This window comes from Pseudomonas sp. ADAK7 (genome assembly GCF_012935675.1).
Lineage (GTDB): Bacteria > Pseudomonadota > Gammaproteobacteria > Pseudomonadales > Pseudomonadaceae > Aquipseudomonas.
The window spans coordinates 7066387-7084414 of the sequence record NZ_CP052861.1; the positions used below are offsets into that span (position 1 = coordinate 7066387).

At 58.9% G+C, this 18028-nt stretch carries 13 protein-coding genes and 1 pseudogene; 3 read left to right on the forward strand and 11 right to left on the reverse strand.

Translation table 11 applies throughout. From position 1 onward, the window contains the following. Positions 1 to 52: 52 nt before the first annotated feature. The 3 genes and pseudogenes from HKK53_RS32265 to HKK53_RS32750 form a co-directional block, all read right to left on the reverse strand. Positions 53 to 466 (reverse strand): putative quinol monooxygenase, encoded by a 414-nt coding sequence (locus HKK53_RS32265; RefSeq protein ID WP_169374113.1) that lies wholly within the window; start codon positions 464 to 466, stop codon positions 53 to 55. Positions 467 to 605: 139 nt separating this feature from the next. After that, entirely contained in the window at positions 606 to 1379 is a 774-nt protein-coding gene (locus tag HKK53_RS32270; protein WP_169374114.1) for a carboxymuconolactone decarboxylase family protein, read from the reverse strand. Between the two features lie 103 nt (positions 1380 to 1482). Further along, positions 1483 to 1741, reverse strand: a pseudogene (locus tag HKK53_RS32750) (aldo/keto reductase); the annotation flags it as partial. Between the two features lie 194 nt (positions 1742 to 1935). Here HKK53_RS32750 and HKK53_RS32280 point away from each other — a divergent pair. The 3 genes from HKK53_RS32280 to HKK53_RS32290 all read left to right on the forward strand — a co-directional run bounded on the left by HKK53_RS32280 (position 1936) and on the right by HKK53_RS32290 (position 5800). Further along, on the forward strand, positions 1936 to 2844 hold the full coding sequence (locus HKK53_RS32280) for a LysR family transcriptional regulator (RefSeq protein ID WP_169374115.1): 909 nt from the start codon (positions 1936 to 1938) through the stop codon (positions 2842 to 2844). Positions 2845 to 3195: 351 nt separating this feature from the next. Beyond that, a complete protein-coding gene (gene gabP / locus HKK53_RS32285) occupies positions 3196 to 4602 on the forward strand; it encodes a GABA permease (protein WP_169374116.1) in 1407 nt (468 codons plus the stop codon). A 106-nt stretch (positions 4603 to 4708) separates the two neighbouring features. After that, on the forward strand, positions 4709 to 5800 hold the full coding sequence (locus HKK53_RS32290) for a GlxA family transcriptional regulator (RefSeq protein ID WP_169374117.1): 1092 nt from the start codon (positions 4709 to 4711) through the stop codon (positions 5798 to 5800). A gap of 180 nt (positions 5801 to 5980) precedes the next feature. Here HKK53_RS32290 and tssA read toward each other — a convergent pair whose 3' ends face one another. The 8 genes from tssA to tssJ form a co-directional block, all read right to left on the reverse strand. Next, a complete protein-coding gene (tssA, locus tag HKK53_RS32295; RefSeq protein WP_169374118.1) occupies positions 5981 to 7078 on the reverse strand; it encodes a type VI secretion system protein TssA in 1098 nt (365 codons plus the stop codon). Positions 7079 to 7172: 94 nt separating this feature from the next. After that, positions 7173 to 7691 carry an Hcp family type VI secretion system effector gene (locus HKK53_RS32300; RefSeq protein WP_059404755.1) on the reverse strand — a complete coding sequence of 173 codons (519 nt, stop codon included), beginning with the start codon at positions 7689 to 7691 and terminating at the stop codon, positions 7173 to 7175. Positions 7692 to 7856: 165 nt separating this feature from the next. After that, positions 7857 to 10352 (reverse strand): type VI secretion system membrane subunit TssM, encoded by a 2496-nt coding sequence (gene tssM, locus HKK53_RS32305; RefSeq protein ID WP_169374119.1) that lies wholly within the window; start codon positions 10350 to 10352, stop codon positions 7857 to 7859. Next, complete coding sequence (gene tagF, locus HKK53_RS32310) at positions 10349 to 11275, reverse strand: type VI secretion system-associated protein TagF (protein ID WP_169374120.1); 927 nt, start codon at positions 11273 to 11275, stop codon at positions 10349 to 10351. Before tagF ends, tssM begins: the two co-directional genes overlap by 4 nt. Positions 11276 to 11306: 31 nt before the next feature. Further along, positions 11307 to 15191, reverse strand: coding sequence for a type VI secretion protein IcmF/TssM N-terminal domain-containing protein (locus tag HKK53_RS32315; protein ID WP_169374121.1), 3885 nt, complete (start codon positions 15189 to 15191; stop codon positions 11307 to 11309). A gap of 30 nt (positions 15192 to 15221) precedes the next feature. Continuing rightward, complete coding sequence (gene icmH / locus HKK53_RS32320) at positions 15222 to 15935, reverse strand: type IVB secretion system protein IcmH/DotU (protein WP_169374122.1); 714 nt, start codon at positions 15933 to 15935, stop codon at positions 15222 to 15224. Further along, positions 15932 to 17275: a type VI secretion system baseplate subunit TssK gene (gene tssK / locus HKK53_RS32325; RefSeq protein WP_149658798.1), complete on the reverse strand. Its 1344-nt coding sequence runs from the start codon at positions 17273 to 17275 to the stop codon at positions 15932 to 15934. The genes icmH and tssK overlap by 4 nt, the downstream gene beginning before the upstream one ends. Further along, the gene (gene tssJ, locus HKK53_RS32330) at positions 17268 to 18026 is read right to left on the reverse strand and encodes a type VI secretion system lipoprotein TssJ (RefSeq protein WP_169374123.1); all 759 of its coding nucleotides are present in this window, start codon (positions 18024 to 18026) and stop codon (positions 17268 to 17270) included. Before tssJ ends, tssK begins: the two co-directional genes overlap by 8 nt. Between the last annotated feature and the right edge of the window lie 2 nt (positions 18027 to 18028).

Here is an 18028-nt window from a genome sequence, read left to right on the forward strand (position 1 = left end):
GGCTCGCTCTGTGTGGCTTGCTGTTCGGAACAGTTGCCCGGCTGATCGAGGGTCAGTCAGGCGGCTGTCCTTTGGCGCTGAGCTGGACGGGCAGTGTCTCGATCAGTTTGCGTGAGAGAATCATTGGTTGTGTGAGCGCAACATATTGCTTGAAGTGCGGCGATTCGATGTGTGCACGATAGGCATCCTCGCTAGCGTAAATCTCGAAGAAACGCAGATTATTGGGTTTGTCCTTCTCCGCGACCGAGTAGATGGCGAGCACGCCGGGCTCGGTACGGATGGATTCTTCCATCTCCTCTTTGACGGCCACCTTGTAGGCTTCAAGCTGGGCCGGATCGATCACCAATTCCGCAATGCGTACGACGGTCTTGGCTGCTTCCTGTGCCTGTGCCGTACCTGTACCGAGGCCACATACCGTGCCCGCGATAAATACTGCCGTCAGTAGTCGATTTCCGTTATTCGCCATGGGATGTTTCCTGGGTCATGGGGTGAAAGTGGTTCGCATGTCGATGGCTTTATCGGGGCCGACTCGATTCTGGTTCCGAATTCGTCGCTGTCCGGGGCATCATGGGGCAATTGTCCTGGGGCATTTGCCACGACCGTCATCAGCTGCGTCGTTGTTCGAAAACGCCCTTGGCCACGGGCAGGGCAGACATGGCGTTCGGCCAGCCGGCGTAGAAGGCCAGGTGGGTGATGACTTCGCTGGCCTGTTCTTCTGTCAGGCCGCTGTCCATTGCACGGTTGAGATGGTAGGTGATCTGCTCGACCTGGCCGGTGGAGATCAGGGCGGCGACAGTGATGAGGCTGCGGTCGCGAGGCTTGAGATCGGGACGTAGCCAGAGATCACGGAAGAGGTAATCCGTGGTGTACTGCACGAGGCCCGGCGCCACGCTGTTGAACTGCTCGGCGACCCGTGCTGCGCGCTGGGCTTCGGCCTGTTCATCGAGAGGCAAAGAGGCCGGGCGAATGGCAGCCAGCTGATCCGCTTTGATGCCGTGCTTGGCGAACACCTGGCCGACAGGCCCCACTGCGGCCATGGCTTTGCCCCATCCTGAGTAATAGGCGAGGTGGGTGATGGTCTCTGATATCTCGGCCGGTTTTACGCCGGATTCGATCGCCAAATCGGCATACTGCGTCAGCTCCAGCGTTTCGCCGCGCGCGATCAGCGCGGCGATGGTCACCAGGCTGCGGTCGCGGCGGCTCAGGCCGGGGCGGTTCCATACGTCGCTGTAAAGACGGTCCTGCGTGTACTGTTCAAGGGCGGGTGCGACCGAGCGAACCTGCTCAAGATGACGTCCTTCATTGTTCGGTTGCCGGGCTTCGGTGCTCGTGGTTGTCATGATGATGGCTCCTGCGATGATGGGGGCGAGGCGCTTCATATCGGTATCTCCTCGGCATGAATGAATGGGTTGCAGCAAAGGCGCGATCACCTTCTAGCCGTGATCGAACTGGCTTTTGGTGGAGGGGGCAGCCCGGCCGCGTCTCGGGCTCCCGCCACCACAGGGCATATTCGCTCTGGACCGCGGCAATGGGATGCACGGCATGGGCACGGCAGATCGTCGTGGCGCTCGCCTCCGACAGCCCAGTGCTTGTTCTTGCCTGCCTGGACCAGATCCTTGATCGTCCCCGCCACGTCCTCGATTGGCACATCAGGATCGGGGCGATGTTGGTAGAGAAGGTCGATATGGCTGGTCTTGAAGCGTTTGAGCGAGCCATCGACGGCCCGGCGGATATGCTCGGGGATGAATCAAGCATAACGATGCATACGCAAGTCAGTTACAGGGGCATGTAGGATGGACTTGTGAGAAAAATTCAGGATCAGCCGTAAAAAGCAGGCCAGGACCTGAATGACTATTCAACCCATGGCCGCGCTTGCGCGATAAATGACACCCTGTGGCAAGGTAGGTCTCGTTAAACCAAGAGGTCGTATTCGACATGCAGACCAGTCGCGCCGATGTAGCCGATCTGATTTATTTCCTGGCCATTGCGCGCCAGCGTAGCTTCAGCCGCGCCGCGGTGGAGATCGGCGTAAGTGCATCGGCGCTGAGCCATGCGTTGAAGGGCCTGGAGAGTCGGCTTGGGGTCCGGCTGCTCAACCGCACCACGAAAAGCGTGACCTTGACCGCAGCTGGCGAAGCGCTTGCCCAATCGATCGGTGATCCTTTTGAGGCGATCGATACCGCACTGGACACGCTGAATCGGTTCCGAGATACACCCAGTGGCAGGGTCAGGATCAATGCTGCCGTCGAGGCGGCAAATCTTTTACTGGCTCCTATTATTCCGGCTTTCATGGATCGGTATCCCGATGTTGAGCTCGATATCGTTGCCAGTAATCGTTTGGTGGATATGACCGACGCCGGCTTCGATGCCGGGATCCGGTACGGTGGTACCGTCCCCGAGGACATGGTGAGCCGGCGCCTCTCGGCTGATATTCGCTGGGTTGTTGCAGCGGCGCCGAGTTACCTGGAGCGGTTCGGTACGCCCGAACATCCGGATGACCTGTTGAATCACCGATGCATCAGCAACCGTCTTGGCGATGATCGGGTTTATCGGTGGGAACTGGTGCGCAATGGTGAGGCATTCCAGATCACCGTACCAACATCCGTCACGGTCGACCAAGCTGAGACGGGCCTCATTGCGGTGCTCGGTGGTGCTGGCTTGATGTATTTCCCGGAACCTCTTGTTGAGCCTTATGTGAAGGACGGACGGCTCCGCCTGGTGCTTACGGAATGGGCCCCGCTGGAAGATGGTTTTCATATCTACTATTCGAGCCGACGGCAACTGCCAACGGGGTTGCGCTTACTTATAGAGTTCATCCGAGAAGTCCGGCCCTTGGGCTTGTAACCTGACTGGTCGGAATGTGCAGCCCGTAAGGTTGTCGCACAAGCGCAAGTTCGATGGCGCTCGCGCGATCACCTGAGCGTGGATAGCCAACCTTCTTCCATCAAAGAACATACGCTCTGGAGTATGTCGAAATCAGGCTTGCACATGGCGCGCTCAGGCTACTCGCATGGAAGACTGGACGCGTAAGGTTGCGTGTCATTTCAAGTCAGTGTGCGGTTGCGATGACAGAGGGGGAATGCTCCAAAGCGCTGAGGTAGGCGCTTTCGATCAGGGGCAACAGGGATAAATGATGATCGCCTGCCCCTTCAGTCAACACGCTCTAATGTCGATCAACAGAGATCAAAAAAAACAATGAATAGCCTGAACTCTAAAGATTCGAACGGTCAGTTGGCACAGGGTTTCAAGCCACGACACGTCACCATGCTTTCCATCGCAGGGATTATCGGCGCAGGTTTGTTCGTTGGGTCGGGACATGCCATCGCTGCTGCTGGTCCGGCGGTATTGCTGGCTTATCTTTGTTCCGGCCTGTTGGTCGTATTGGTCATGCGCATGCTGGGTGAAATGGCGGTGGCCAACCCCGACACCGGTTCCTTCTCAACCTATGCCGATCAGGCGATCGGGCGTTGGGCCGGCTTCACCATTGGCTGGCTCTACTGGTGGTTTTGGGTGTTGGTGATTCCGATCGAGGCGCTCGCGGCCGGGCATGTCATGAATCAATGGTTTCCCCAAATCGACTCCTGGCTCTTTGCCTTGTTGTCCATCGTCCTGTTGGTGGTGACCAACCTGTTCAGTGTTTCCAAATACGGCGAGTTCGAATTCTGGTTTGCGATGGCCAAGGTCGTGGCGATCATCGGGTTTATCGGCCTTGGTTTTGCGGTGCTGATGGGGTGGATTCCCGAGCGGGAAGCCAGCGGGTTGAGTCGACTCATGGAGGAACATGGCGGGTTTGCGCCCAACGGCTTGTCAGCGGTGGTAGGCGCGTTCATCACCATCATGTTCAGCTTCATCGGGACAGAAGCGGTGACTATTGCCGCCGCCGAATCCAGCAACCCCGCGCAGAATATCGCCAAAGCCACGCGCTCGGTGATCTGGCGCATCGGAGTGTTCTATTTGCTGTCCATCTTCGTGGTCATTTCCGTGGTGCCCTGGAATGATCCGTTGCTGGCGTCGGTGGGCTCTTATCAGCGGGCACTGGAGCTGATGAACGTTCCGCATGCCAAGTTGCTGGTGGATATGGTGGTGTTGATTGCCGTGGCCAGCTGCATGAACTCGTCGATCTATATTTCCTCGCGCATGTTGTTTTCCTTGGGCAAGCGCGGTGATGCTCCGAAGCCGCTGAGGGTAACGTCGTCGGCGGGCGTGCCGAGGGCTGCGGTGATTGCCAGCACCGTACTGGGTGCCGGTGTGACCTTGTTCAGCTACTTCATGCCCGCTGGTTTATTCCAGTTTCTGCTCGCCAGTTCCGGCGCCATTGCGTTGCTGGTGTACCTGGTGATCGCCGTTTCGCAATTGCGCATGCGTGGGATTCTGCGTCGGCAGAACGTCACGCTGACCTTTAAGATGTGGTTGTTTCCATGGCTCACCTGGTTGGTCATCGCCTTCATCTGCGCGGCGTTGGCGGTGATGATGGTGACGCCAGAGCACCGTCTGGAGGTGTCTTCAACCATCGGCCTGGCGCTGGTGATTTCCTTTATCGGCCTTGTGACCACGCGTCACCATGGGCGATCGCAGAGGGCGGTATCGGCGCAACGTGCCTAGTCGCCAGCACAAACGTGCTTGCGGTCTCATCAGAGCATGAGCCGCCGCGGGCGGTTAAAGCGGCCTGCGCGGCAAGTCCTGACCGTTCGCTGCGAGAGTAACTTCGATGGCATATGACATCTCCAAGCCCGCGCCCACGCAAACCATTGGTTTTTTGCTGCTGGACCAATTCACTCTGATCTCTCTGGCGTCTGCTGTAGAGCCTCTACGAATGGCCAATCAGTTGACAGGTCGGGAGCTGTATCGTTGGCAAACTTTCAGTTTGGGGGGCGAGCGAGTATGGGCAAGCGACGGGATGCCGATCACTCCGGACTCGTCAATCAATAACGCATCGATCCTTGATACTGTCATCGTCTGCGGTGGCACTGGTATTCAAAGCGCGGTGACCCGGGAGCACATCACTTGGTTGCGTGTCCAAGCGCGGCGTTCGAAACGGATCGGGGGCGTGTGTACAGGCAGTTGGGCGTTGGCCCAGGCAGGCTTGCTTGATGGTTTCGATTGCAGCGTGCACTGGGAATTTCTGGCTGCCATGCAGGAAGCTTTTCCGCGAGTGAATCTCAGCCCCAGTCTGTTCACCCTCGACCGAGACCGTGTCACCAGCTCGGGTGGAACCGCGCCAATGGACATGATGCTGCATCTGATCAGTCGCGATTATGGGCATGAGTTGGCAGCCGCCATCTCCGAAATGTTCGTCTACGAACGAATCCGCAATGAGCAGGATCACCAGCGAGTACCCCTCAAGCACATGCTGGGTACACATCAACCGAAGTTGCAGGAAATCGTCGCGCTAATGGAAGCGAATCTGGAAGAACCTATAGATCTCGACGACCTGGCCAATTATGCCGACTTGTCCCGTCGACAGCTCGAGCGGTTATTCCAGAAGTACCTACATACTTCGCCTTCGCGGTATTACCTCAAACTGCGCCTGATCCGCGCGCGTCAGTTGCTCAAGCAAACACCGATCTCCATTGTAGAGTTGTCGGTCGTATGCGGCTTTGTGTCGACGCCACACTTCTCAAAGTGCTACCGCGAATGTTTTGGAATTCCACCCAGCGAAGAGCGCTCGGTAGCGCAAACGCAACCGCGAGTGACAGCACGACCGATCACGCAGTCAATGCCCTCGTCAAGGCCGATGAGTTCGCTGGATCAGGCGCGTGAAGAGTCGACATTCGCAAGTATCAACATTTTGAAACCCTGAGCAGATTGGGTGATGTGGCTCGACCCGGTTCGACAGCTCAAGCAGGGCTGCCTCAAGCGCTAGTTGATGTTCGTTAATCTTTAAGAGCAGGGAAGGGAGGAGGTCTGAGATCGGCACCTATCAATGGCGTTAACAACCCTAAGGTGTTGACGAAAGGCCTCAGGGCGTGAAGGGGGTATGTCAGGACTTCGCTTCCTTGGTCCCCAGCACATCGCGGATGCTGTCCACCACATTGCTGTCTTTGATCACATCGTTCAGCCAGCCCTCGAGCGGCATGTTGCCCCATTTGATCGCGCGTTCGATCAGATAAGGGACGGGGCTTTGGGGCTCGGTCTGTTTGAAGAACTGGGCGATGCCCGCCAGCAGGGTGAACGCTTCATCGCGGGTCTGCGGGGTGGTTCGAAGCGGTGTGCTTGAAAGACTTTGTTCAGGCTGGGTCATTGCGGAACCTGCGGGTTGTTCGCCAGTGCTTTCAGGGACGGCCGGAGCCGGCGCGACAGGGGCCGGGGTCAGTTCGATGCCCCGGTCCTTGAGCAGTTTTTCCGCCAGTTGTCCTGCGCGGAACAGAATGTCATTGAGCCCAGAAAAGCTCGGCGCTTCAGGGCCAAAGAGCCTGTCCGCGGTGCTCTGAAGCTGCTGGCAGGCTTTCAGGCAGGCGGCTATCTCGCCGGCCTTGAGGCGCAGATGATCCGAGTCGGTCAGCACCACCGAACGCTGGAAGACTTCCGCGTTGATCTTGCCTTCGTCGAGGGCGGCCCGCATCGCCTGAGGGTTTTGCAGCGCCAGGTTTTCGATGTGCCGGGATTCGTCATAGCGAAGCAGGCCGTAATATTGCCCCTGGGTGATCGGCAATGCGCCGACGATGTCCGCCAGCGAGGTTTTCATCCACGCCAGGCGTGCGGCACGTTCATCGACGCCGTCCTCCAAGGAGGGAAACAGATCCGCCCAGAAGGTTTGCAGAATGCGCTCGGCCAGCGTCAGGCCGAAGGTAATACCAACAAAATGGTACTTGTGCGCCAGGCCTTCACTGAGCCAGGCGACCAGCATCAAGTCTTTGCTCTGTCGAGCCAGGCCTTGTGCCGCCAAGGTAATGGTCAGATCCCAATCGGAAGCCTTGAGATCGGTTTGCCAGTCACCCTGGGTAAGGTAATCGGGGTCTGCTCGACGAGCTTCCTTCACCTGATCGAACAAGGTGGAAAAGCTCAAGTCTTCACCGCTCCCCTCATTGATGGGCGCTGTCAGTTCGGCCAGCGAAAGGTCGTTGAGAAATTCAGACATAGGCAACTCTGATCAAAATAAAAGAACACCGCGCCTGTTTGGCAAGCACGGTGCTGAATACGGACCGCGTGCGCGGTCCGCTATCGCTACGGGCTTAAGCGAAAACTTTGTTCGCCGTGCGATCCCAACCACCGGTGACGTTACCGCCACCCTGGCCATCGGCACGGCTTTGTTGGGTGTAGGTAGTCTTGATGCGCGCGAAGTTGAAGCTGATTTCTTCGATCGGCAGATCGCTGACCGCTTTGTCTTCACCGCCCTGACTGCCGCCAGCAACGGCCTTGACGGAGGAGACCACGACTTCTTCCAGGTTGATGGTCAGGTAAGTGACCTTGTCACCGCCCGCGCGGTTGACGTTCAGCTGGATCTTGGCGATGTGGGTGCCTTTGCAGCAGGCTTCGAACAGCTTGGCAGAAGCCTTGTCAACGGCTTTGCGGATGCTGAAATCGCTCAACGACACACGCTCCGACGAAGCACCGCCCGAGGAGCTTGCAGTTGCGGAAGTCGCCTGAGTTGCGCCGTACTCGTAGCCCAGCACTTCGATCCAGTCCTTGTGCTTGTCGTCGAGCACTTCACCTGGAATGCCTTCGATCTGAATGTATGCGTCAAATGCCATTTTTCATTTCTCCTTACCTTCATTTAAAGGGCTGTAACAACCTGCGGACAGATCACGAACCCTTCGTTTTTAACCTCTTTGAACGATCAAGAGAGGTGTCTTACCGGCCTGGGCCGAACTTCAAGCGGGCCCAGGCGGCGGTTTCCCTTCAGAAGCGCGGCCGTCTCAGTTGAGCGCCCGTACTTCGATTTCCACGCGCCGGTTAGGTTCCAGGCACTGAATAAGTTGGGCTCTTGGTTGCTGCGTGTTGCATTTGACCAAGGGCTTGGTGCTGCCTTCGCCGACGGCTTCCACCAGTTCACCCGGCACGCCTTTGCCCACCAGGTAGGTCTTGATGGTTTGTGCGCGCTGCCGGGAAACCTGCAGGTTGCCCTGTGGGTCGCCCAGTTGATCGGCGTGCCCGGAGATGATGATTTTGCCGATGTCAGGCGTGTTCAACAGCTTGCCGGCGATAGCGCTCAACTGGCCCTGACCTTCGGTTTTCAGGCTCTGGAAGTCGGCACGGCCAAAGGCGAACAAGGTGTCCGATTCCAGGGTGATGGTCTCGATCGAGCGCAAGGATTGCGTGAGCAAACTGTTGATGTAGTTACGCGAACTGGAGGTCAGGAACGCGTTATCGAGGATCCGAGGCACGTCTTCCTCGTGGATCTGGTCGCTGTAGAAATTGATCTGCCGGCTGGCAAACTCGTAATCCTGATTCGAGGCCGAACCGTCATTCGAAGCACCGATGGTTTTACCGGTCTGGCGGGCAATCGCCGGGTACCAGTAATCTGGCATTTTCGCTTTCAGGATCGCCGGATCAGCCTTTTCGCGCTGGGCACGCGAGAGCATGACGTAGGTGTCCAGCGTGGTCTTGCCGAACGCCGCGATGGACTGTGCCCGGTTGTCGCCAGGCAGCGCCTTGGGTTCGACACTGTCCACGCCGGTCACGGGCAGCAGTTCGTTGCTGTTGCGCTGATACACCTTGAGGGTGGTCAACAGGTACAGCGAGCGGGTCAGGTTGTCGGCGGTCGGCTTGAGCATCACGCTTTCCAGCCGGCTGAAATACTGACTGCGCACCAGCGGCTCGACTTTGTAGCCTTGGTAAAGCCCCAGGCGCATGCGCATCGGCACACCTTCATCGTGGTGCTGCGCGTAGTAATGGGCGGTCCAGAAGCGCATGCGATCCAGCGTTTGCCAGTCGGTGTATTGCCCTGTCGCCGAAGCGTCGGCTTTGGCCGCCTGGGCCAGTTCCGTGGAAATAGTCTGCACGGTGTTTTTGTTGTTCACATAGGACCAGCCCAGCAAGCTGCACAGCAGCACCGCGACCAGCCCGGCACCACCAATCCACGCCGCCTTGCGCCGACGTTCGCGATGGTTGGTGGTGTACAGCGCCACCAGATGCTGGTCGGGAATGATGACTTTGCGGAACAGGCTGTTGATGAACAGCGGACGCGGTTGCGCATCGCCGCCGGCGATCTCTTGATCACTGTCCAGTGAGAAACGCTCGGTGACCTGGCGCGTGTGCCCACCCATTTCCGGCTGGTCGGCGTCGAGAGCACTGGTGAAATAGAAGCCGCGCAGCAGTTCGGCCTTTTGGTACGGGTTGGCGCGCAACAGCGCATCGACGAACAACTGCAGTCTCGGCTTCAGCGCCGCCAGTTCCAGCGGAAAGCGATATACCGCTGAATCCTGGCGGGTGATCTGAATGTCCTGCATGACCAGTTGTTGACTCGCCACTTGCTGCCAATAGCTGACCAACTCGTCCATCGCCACGCCGAATTGCCGGCCCCAGTCGGCCTGTTCGTACCCCTTATGGGAAAACGTCTTGCCCATGACTTCGCCGCGGGCAACGTCATCCAGTTGGCGATAGAACGGGGCAAAACCCGGCACCAGGTCACACTTGGTGAACACCAGATAGACCGGCAGGCGCACTTCCAGCAGCGCATGGGTTTCCTGGATGCGTTCGCGCAGCCGCTTGGCAATACGCTCCTGGTCTTCGAGCGACGTTTGCAGAATGTCGTGAATGCTGACGGTAACGATCAAGCCGTTGAGCGGCCGACGCTGGCGGTGCTGACGCAACAGTTGCAGGAAGGCCCGCCATTTGCCGGCCTCTTCCTGGTTGTTCATGTAGCGACCGGCGGTATCCAGCAGGACGGCTTCGGAACTGAAAAACCAGTCGCAGTTGCGGGTGCCGCCCAGGCCGGCGACACGCGCACCTTCACGCTCCGCATACGGGAAGTTGAGGCCCGATTGATAGAGCATTGTACTTTTGCCGGCAGCCGGCTGGCCGATCACCAGGTACCAGGGCAGGGCATACAGCGCATCCTTGGGATTGCTGCCCCGCGGCTTGTTGTTGTGCAGCCGCTCGATGCTCTGCAACAGGCGCTCGCGCAACAGGCTGACTTCTTCGCGGTCCGCCGGGCTGGCGTTGAGCACCGCTTGATCGGCGTCGTCGCGCAGCAGCCCTTCAAGGTTGTGGTGACGCGACACGCCCCGATAAAGCAGCAGCACGTAACCAGCCGAGAGCAGCAGGAACACGCCGATGCCGGTCAGCAGGCTGTTCAGCGAGCTGAAGTCAAACGCACGACCAATGCTCCACACCACGAAAATGGTGAGGAAAAAGCAAACCCCCAGAATGTAGGGTTGGAAGCGCAAGAAGTAATACTTGATCTTGTTCATACGGACTTCAAATCCAGCGCGTCGACAAAACGGTCGATAACGTCATCAAGAGGGCGGTCGATTTCGGGAAAGGCGTGTTTCGGGTGGTGCTCATCAAATGCATCGAATGACGCCAGCACGTCATGGCTCTGCAAGCGGTTTGCGCTACCGGTCAGCACACGATAGGCATCGCTGTTGTTTCGTGACGGGAAGCAGATCAGCCGGGGGCGCATAAAGTCGTCTGCCAACAGACTGACCTGCGGCACGCCGCTGCCGGCGGTCATTCGCGCCAACCAGGTGATCCACAAATCGGCGGTCGGATTTTTCAAACCTCTTTCCGCCGGCAAGGGCAGGGAAATCCCCATCGGCGTTGGCTGATGCAGATGGCTTTTGAACGCCAGCAGCCGGGTTAGTACGGCATTGGTGACAAATTCCGGGTAGGCGCCTTCCAGCGCGGTGGCAATGTCGCGCAGGTTGAAGTTCACCAGGAACTTGTCATGCACGCGCCGGAACAACTCGAAATCCTGACCTTGCAACGGGCGCAAGGCCTTGATTCGGTCGAACAGCACGGACGTACTTTCGCCCTGGGCGGCCATGTGCAGCAACGGCCTGATCTGCCCGCTGAACAGTTCGCTCAGGGTGAAAGGATTGACCAACGTCCCGGAGTCGCTGGCTTTGACCGTTTGAAAAATGAAAAACGGATAACGCCGCTGGCTGGAATCCCTCGAGCTGATCAAGCCGCCGACCAGCCAGTTGCCACTGCGTGCGCGGTAGCTGAAAAAGCACACCGGTAACGTGTCGAACAACTCTCGCCAGTCCTCAAGAGGCTGCAGGGCGGCCAATGCGCCTTGCAGCCAGGCATCGAACTCGCAGACGTCGTCGGCTGCACCGTGCAGGCTGACGAAGTCCGGGCTCGCGGGCACTTTTCCGAAACAGCCAATCATTGGCCGTGTCCCTGATTCAAGGCGAGCGTGCTCACTGGACCCGTCCGCCGCTGGCGTTGAGTGCACTCAGTGCCTTGACGTTCGCCAGGTCGGTCAGCTTGACGCCACCGTAGTTGCGCACGGCGAGGCTGACCTGGCCACTGGCGGTGTTCCAGCTGAAACGTTGCTGGATACCATCCAGATCGCTGACGCGGGCGCTGTCATTCATGCGCAACAGGCCCCAGCGACCGGGGTAGTCGAACACCGTGATGCGTTCGCCGCTCAGCGTGATCACGTCCATGCGCGCACCCGGTGCGGTGGTGGTGCCCGGCCAGGAGAAGCGGCTCCAGCTGGTCTTGCCGTTGCGATAGTGCTGCACCTGACCGTCCAGGGTGAAGATGATGTCGGTGAACCAGGCCGCTGGCTCCAGCATGATCTCAAAACCGTTTTCCCGGTCCGACAGGCTGGTAATGACCTGGCCCAGTGAGCTGGCCTTGTCGATGCTGTTGACCATGTTCGGATTGACCAACGGCGTTGCTTTGCTGGCGCTGCTCATGCCGAGGCCTTCGCCCCCGGACAGATTGCCGATTTCGTTGCGCTTGAAGTTCGGCAGCAAGCCGGATTCCGGGTCGACGAAACGCTGCAGGTCCTTGACCGAGGCTTCATTGCGACTGCCTGCCGCAATCGGGTAACGGTGCGCCATGACTTGTTCCCAAGGCTTGGCGATCTGTTGTGCCCAGGCCTTGGCGATCTGCTCGCCGGCCGGATCGCGCAGGGTTTCCCAGGCGAACTGAATCGGCAAACTGAACAGGCCTTGCAACGAAGTCGACAGGCCGCCCTGACTGGTGTCGACGGTGGTCTCCACGTAGTTGCGCACGCTGGTGACTTCGCTCGGCTGACCTTCCAGGGTTTCGCTGATCAGTTGCTTGCTGCTTTTGCCGACGTCTTGGGAGCGCTGGATGTTGTTCATCCTCACTTTGAGTTTGCGCAACGCCGCCAGGTAGCGATCCATGATCGTGCTGTCGGCGCCCTCGGCGTTTTGCACGGCGAAGACTCGTGACACCGGCTCGAAGCGCTTGGCCAGGCTGCCGTCGTCCACCGCAGGCAACGGCGAAATCAGCGCATTGGGCGAGGTGTCCTGCCCATCGAAAATCCCCGTGACCTTGCCCCAGAAACCGTCATCGCGCTTGATCCCCGGTTGCTGCGTTTCACGCGGTGCAGGCACATCCCATTGGGTGTTGTCGTTGACCGCTGCCAGCAGGTTTTTCACCGGCGAGTTCTGCACGTCGCTGAGCAGCGACAGTTGTTGGGTCGCGTTGGCCATGTCAGTGAAATGGCGAACACCGACGCTGTCGATCAGGGTGTACCAGGCCTGGGTGTAGTCGCGTTTGTAACGCGTCATGAACTCACGGATGAAGTTGGCTTTCTGCACCAGGCTATCGCCGCCTTCGCCATCGAGCACCCAGTCCGATTCGTTTTGCAGGTTGCCCGACAGCAGTTTGATCAGCTCAGGCTTCACAAACTGTTCCCAGCCCTGACGGGTGAAAATCGCCGGCACCGCTTCGCTGCCGTACAACAGCTGACGCCCAGGCAGCGGCACCAGATCGCTCAGGCCCACGGCCGGGAACTGGCGGCTGGACTCCAATTGCAGGCGCAGATATTCACGGTCCACCAGCGAGCTGGAAATCATGAACGACTTCAAGCTATTGCGGGTTTCGCTGATCAATTGCTCGTTACGTGGCAGGGACGGCGCCTGGCCATTTTTCAGCAGTTGCACGTAGACCGGCGAGTTGTCCTGAATAACCGCAGTGCTGACCGGGTTGTCGGTATTGGCGGTGTTGGCCCAGGCAACCGGCAACGCCGCGCCGACGAACTCTGGCTCAGGATGGGTTTCAGGTTGCGTCAGCATCAAGTAGAGCTTCAGCGCGTTATAGGACTCGATGATGGAGGCGACCTGGCGTTCATCCAGTCGACCGAGCATTTCCTCGGACAACGAGAGCCCACCGGTGGTCGCCGACAGTTCTGCGGCGTCGCTCGCCGTGGCCGGATTACGCAGTGCGGTCAACGCATCCCTGCGAGCCTTGTTCGCGGAACCCTTGGCCGCAGCGCTCAAACGACTGGTGACATCACCGGCGCTGCGCGGAACGCTGCTCAAGCGGGTCGGCAGTTTCAGCCCTTGCGCGCGAGCCTTGGCTGACGGACTGCCGGCCTTGGCGGGCGCCGCCGCGAAGCTGTTTTGCGGGTCCATGGTTTTTGCGAACTCATTGAAGGCGCGCATCTGCAATTGAAGTTGCAGGGTGATCGGTTCGAGCGCCTGAGTACGCAACTGCTGCAAATAAGCAGTCTGTGCGACGCGGTAGATGTCGTCACCCCGATAGAGGCCAGCGCTGAGTTGCAGTGGTACGCCTTTGGCACGGTACTTCTCGATGGCGGCGAGTTGATCGCGGAGCAATTCCAGGCCTTGGCCCGAGGCCAGCAACTCGGCGCGCTCCGGTGATTGCTGCAGCTCGTTGAGTTGCTCGCGCAATGCGGCCAGCCACTGACGGTTGTTCTGGAAGGACAGGGTTTGCCAGCCAATGAACACCAGTGCGGCGAGCACGGCCACGCCCAGCACGGCCGGGCTGAAGGATTTGTTGTGTCCGGAACGCGACTGGTAAAGCGTCAGGTCGCGGTCCGGGAAAATCACACGGCGGAACGTATCGGTAATGAAATAGCTGCGGTCACTGATTTTCTTGCCGCTGCTTGGCGTGTGCTTTTCGTGCTCGACTTCCGGCAGCAGCGAAAACGACTCGGCCAGATCATCTTCATACACCTGGCTCAGTTGCTGATCGGTCTGCAGGGCACTGGTGAAATACAGGCCACGCAGCAACAGTTGCGTACCCGAATGACCGGTCTGGGCGAAGTGCTGGAGAAATTGCTCAAGCACCACCGACAATTCCGAAAAATAGTTCGGGAAGTTCAGCAGCGCGCTGTTGGCATCGGCGCCCAACGCAATCATCTGCGCGTCGACGTGACGGCGAATATGACTGTGCAGGTTGGCCAGCTTGGCATCCAGCACCGGGCGCAAACCCTGGTTGCGGATTTCCGACAAACCGAAGGTCATGCCCAGCGGTTGCTGACGTTCGTTCAGGTCCAGGCCTTCAAAAGCCTGGCTGAACCCCGGCAGTTGATCGGTCTTGCTCAACATCAGGTAGATCGGCGGGTTGGCGTCCAGGCAGTCGGTGTATTCCTCGATGCGTGACACCAGTTGCGCGGCGAGCTCGTTGCGCTCGGTGGCGCTGGCGGCCAGCAGTTCAGGCAGGCTCACCACCAGCACCAGGCCGTTGACGGCGGCTTTGTTACGTTGTTTTTTCAGCATCCGCAGGAACGCGGCGAATTCGCTGGCCGACTGGTCGTCCCGCAGGTAGCGACCGGCCGTGTCGATCATCACGGCCTCAGGGCTGAAGTACCAGTCGCAATGTTGCGTACCGCTTTGTGTGTCATTGGCGCTGTTGGCGATGCTCGCGGACAGGCCGGAACGCGTCAGTAATGAGGTTTTGCCGGCACCGGACATGCCGATGACCAGGTACCACGGCAAGTCATACAGCGCCGACGAGCCGCCACCACCGGCCGAGCGGTCGGTGCGCAGCATCGCGATGGCGTGCTTGAGCCGTTCGCGCAGCACTTGCTGGTCGCGGAATTCACCGGTGGATTTAAGCGATCGATCGACCTCGATCTGCACCAGGTTCTCAAGGTTGTGCTCAGCGCGGATCCGCTTGTACTGACGCAGCACAATGATCAGCAAATAGAAGGCGCTGATGATCGCCATCGCCTCCAGCGTGTAACCACGCAACCAGTTCACGTGCGGTGCCGCGAACCAGCCAACCGCCAGGCTCGCCAGCCACAGCACGGGGATGACAAACCAAAAGCTTTTCAACAAACGCAATAATGTCTTCATGTCTTCCTGACTCGATTACCTGAGGTGTGCTCAGGCACTGAACAGCTGGCTGATTTGTTCGGACAATGCGGCTACGTCCTTGGCCAACAGCCAGTCCAGCGTCAGGTAAACACCCACGCAGACCAGCGCAATGAGCGCCAGATAGAGCCAAACGGGAACTTCATGGCGCAGCATCTGCGAGACCTGGTCGGGCAATGCCCAATCCGGCGAGAGCGCCTTGGGCGTCTTGCGGTATCGCGCGATGTCCTGGCCCAGGGTGTTGGCCAGATAACGCAATTGGTCTTTTTGGCCGAGGCTGAATTTGCCTTCGAAACCCAGCGCCAGACACAGGTGATAGACCTCAAGCACATCCAGGTTTTGCTTGACGTCACTGCGCAACGAATCGATTTTCTCGAAAAAGCCTTCGCCCGCCAGGTGCACGCCGAAATAGCGGAACTGCAACGGCTGCAGTTCGAAGTGACGACGCAGATCGTTTTCCCCGGAGCGCAACACGCTTTCGTCGAGGAACGCACACAGGGCGTATTGCGTGTCCTTCACCTGTTCAACGCTGTAGTTGGCGTTACGGGCTTCGCGTTCCAGTGTCGAGAAGAAGGCATCGATGCTCGCCTCAAAAGCGGTGACCGAGGTCACTTGACGGCCTTTGCGCACGATCAGCGCCATGCTGATGAAGTCTTGCACCAGGTCTTTCAACACCGGTTTTTCAGTTGCGGCCGCCACGGCGCCTTGCATTACGGCTTCGTTCATTTGAGTACCGCCATCAGTTCAAGCTTGAGATTGGTAAAGGCGCTGGGTGCGTAAAAAGAGATGGCCTGGGCACTCATCATGCGTTCATACACCCGGCCATGGGGCTCGATGGAGAAGTAGTGATTGTCCAGTCGCACCGGAATCGCGTTGGGTAAGCGGGTCGAGTGATTGAGCGTGACGCCGGGCATGGCGCTGTTGACCACGACTTCAATGTCTTCCGGCGAGCCGACCTTGAACGCGCGCGGCACCAGTTCCAGCAGGCTGGAACCGGGCATGTCGGCGTGCACCGAAATATAGAAATCCGCCTCGGCCAGGCGCGGATCGAGCAGCTGTCCCTGCCAGTACGAAGGCTTGGTCTGGGTCAGGTTGATCATCACGCACTGGTTAGGCACGACGTTGTCGAGCAGTACACGAATCATTTCATCGAGCTTGACCAGCGAGGCCGCCGGGTCGTGATGGTCATACTCGGGGATGTCGTTGAGTTGCGTGTCCAGCGAAAACGTCAGCAAGCCGCCCGCGAGTTCCGCCAGAAACAGATACAAGCGCTCGGGGTGCAGGCGCGGGTGGGCGAGCAGGTGCGCCAGGCCCGGGTGCGCACGGTTCACCGTGTTCAACAGCCAGAACAAGGTCACGTCGCTGGAGCCGAACTCGGCAATCTGGTCCGCGCGTTCGCGACGACGACCCGACAGCGCCTTGCTTTTGGATTGCAGCGCGCCGAGCAATCGCTTGCCCAGACCGGTCAGGGTCTCGTGAGTGCCGACATGCAAGGTCGGGTGCACGAAGTGTGCATCGAGGTTGAAGCCGCCGATGTTGTTGCGTGACAGCCGGGCGATCGGGCAGTGGCTGTAGCCATCCAGGTTATCGCCGTCGATCAGCATCACCACGTTCAGGCGCAGGCTGGTGATTTCGTTCTCGAGGTCGCCTTCGTTGAGGTCCGGCAAGGTGTCGAACTGTTTGCGAAACCGCCGTGCGCTTTTTTGTTCCTGGCCGTCTTCGACGTAATTCATGCCGAAAGGCTCAGGCAGTTTCAGCGCGGCGTAGACCTTCAGGTCGTTGCCCTTGAGCAAGTCCTTCAAGTCACGCGCTGCCGGCAGCGGGTCATGCTGAGGCGCGTCGTACAGGCTGCCGTCGGGAAACACCAGTTTCAACCGTTTCAGCTGCAAAGAGCCGGTTGCGAGCGCCTCTTCATCGACCTGCAGCATTTGCACACCCCAATGGAAAGGCGTGTTGCGCAGCGTCGACTCTGCCAGCTGATGCTGATGGAACTCATCCTGATATTGGAAATGTTGTGGCAAAAGGAACATGCCTTCCGACCACATCACCCGGCTTTGCTTACTCATGAACGCCTTCCAATAGAGAGTTGAATTTTGACTCGGTGGCTTTTTGCGCGGAGCTGGTCGCCGTGTCTTCAGCCTTTTGCACGGCCGCGTTCTGCACACGCTGGGTGAGGGTTGGCTTCGCTGACGGGTCGGGCAGGGCAGAGGCTTGGGCGAGCTGCTCCTGAGTCTTGGGTTTGTTCAAGACATCGACACCGTTCACGGCGGAAACGGTGTTGTTGTCCACCAACACCCGCAGGCCATCGGCGGAAAACCAGATGCCATCCTTGCGCAGCGAGTTGGCGTCAAACGCAACCTTCCAGCGGCTGTTTTCATCCGAGCGGAAAAACGCGGCAACGCCGACGTAGCCCGCGGCCTTGTTCAACGGCCACTTGTCGACCTGCCCCATGCCCGGCAGCAAGGTGATTTCACGGTTTTCGAGCAGCGTATTGCCGAGGGCCTTTTGCGGGTCGTCCCACAGCGTGTCGGCGTCGATCGACGAAAAGCGCTCCAGCGACGTCAGCTGATACACGCGAATCACTACGGACAGCGGTTTGCCGGACTCATCGGGATTGAGCTGATTGCCGCCATCCGACGTCAGGATGACTTTCTCGTTATCGTCGAACAGCATGTCGCCGGCCCACGTATCGTCGACCCGCTTGCTGACACGGTCGGTGACGCCACAGGCCGTCAACGCCATCATCAATGCCACTGCGATCAGGCAATTTGCCAATGCCGGCTGCGCAGGGCGCTTCCTTGAATGTCTGTTATCCATGA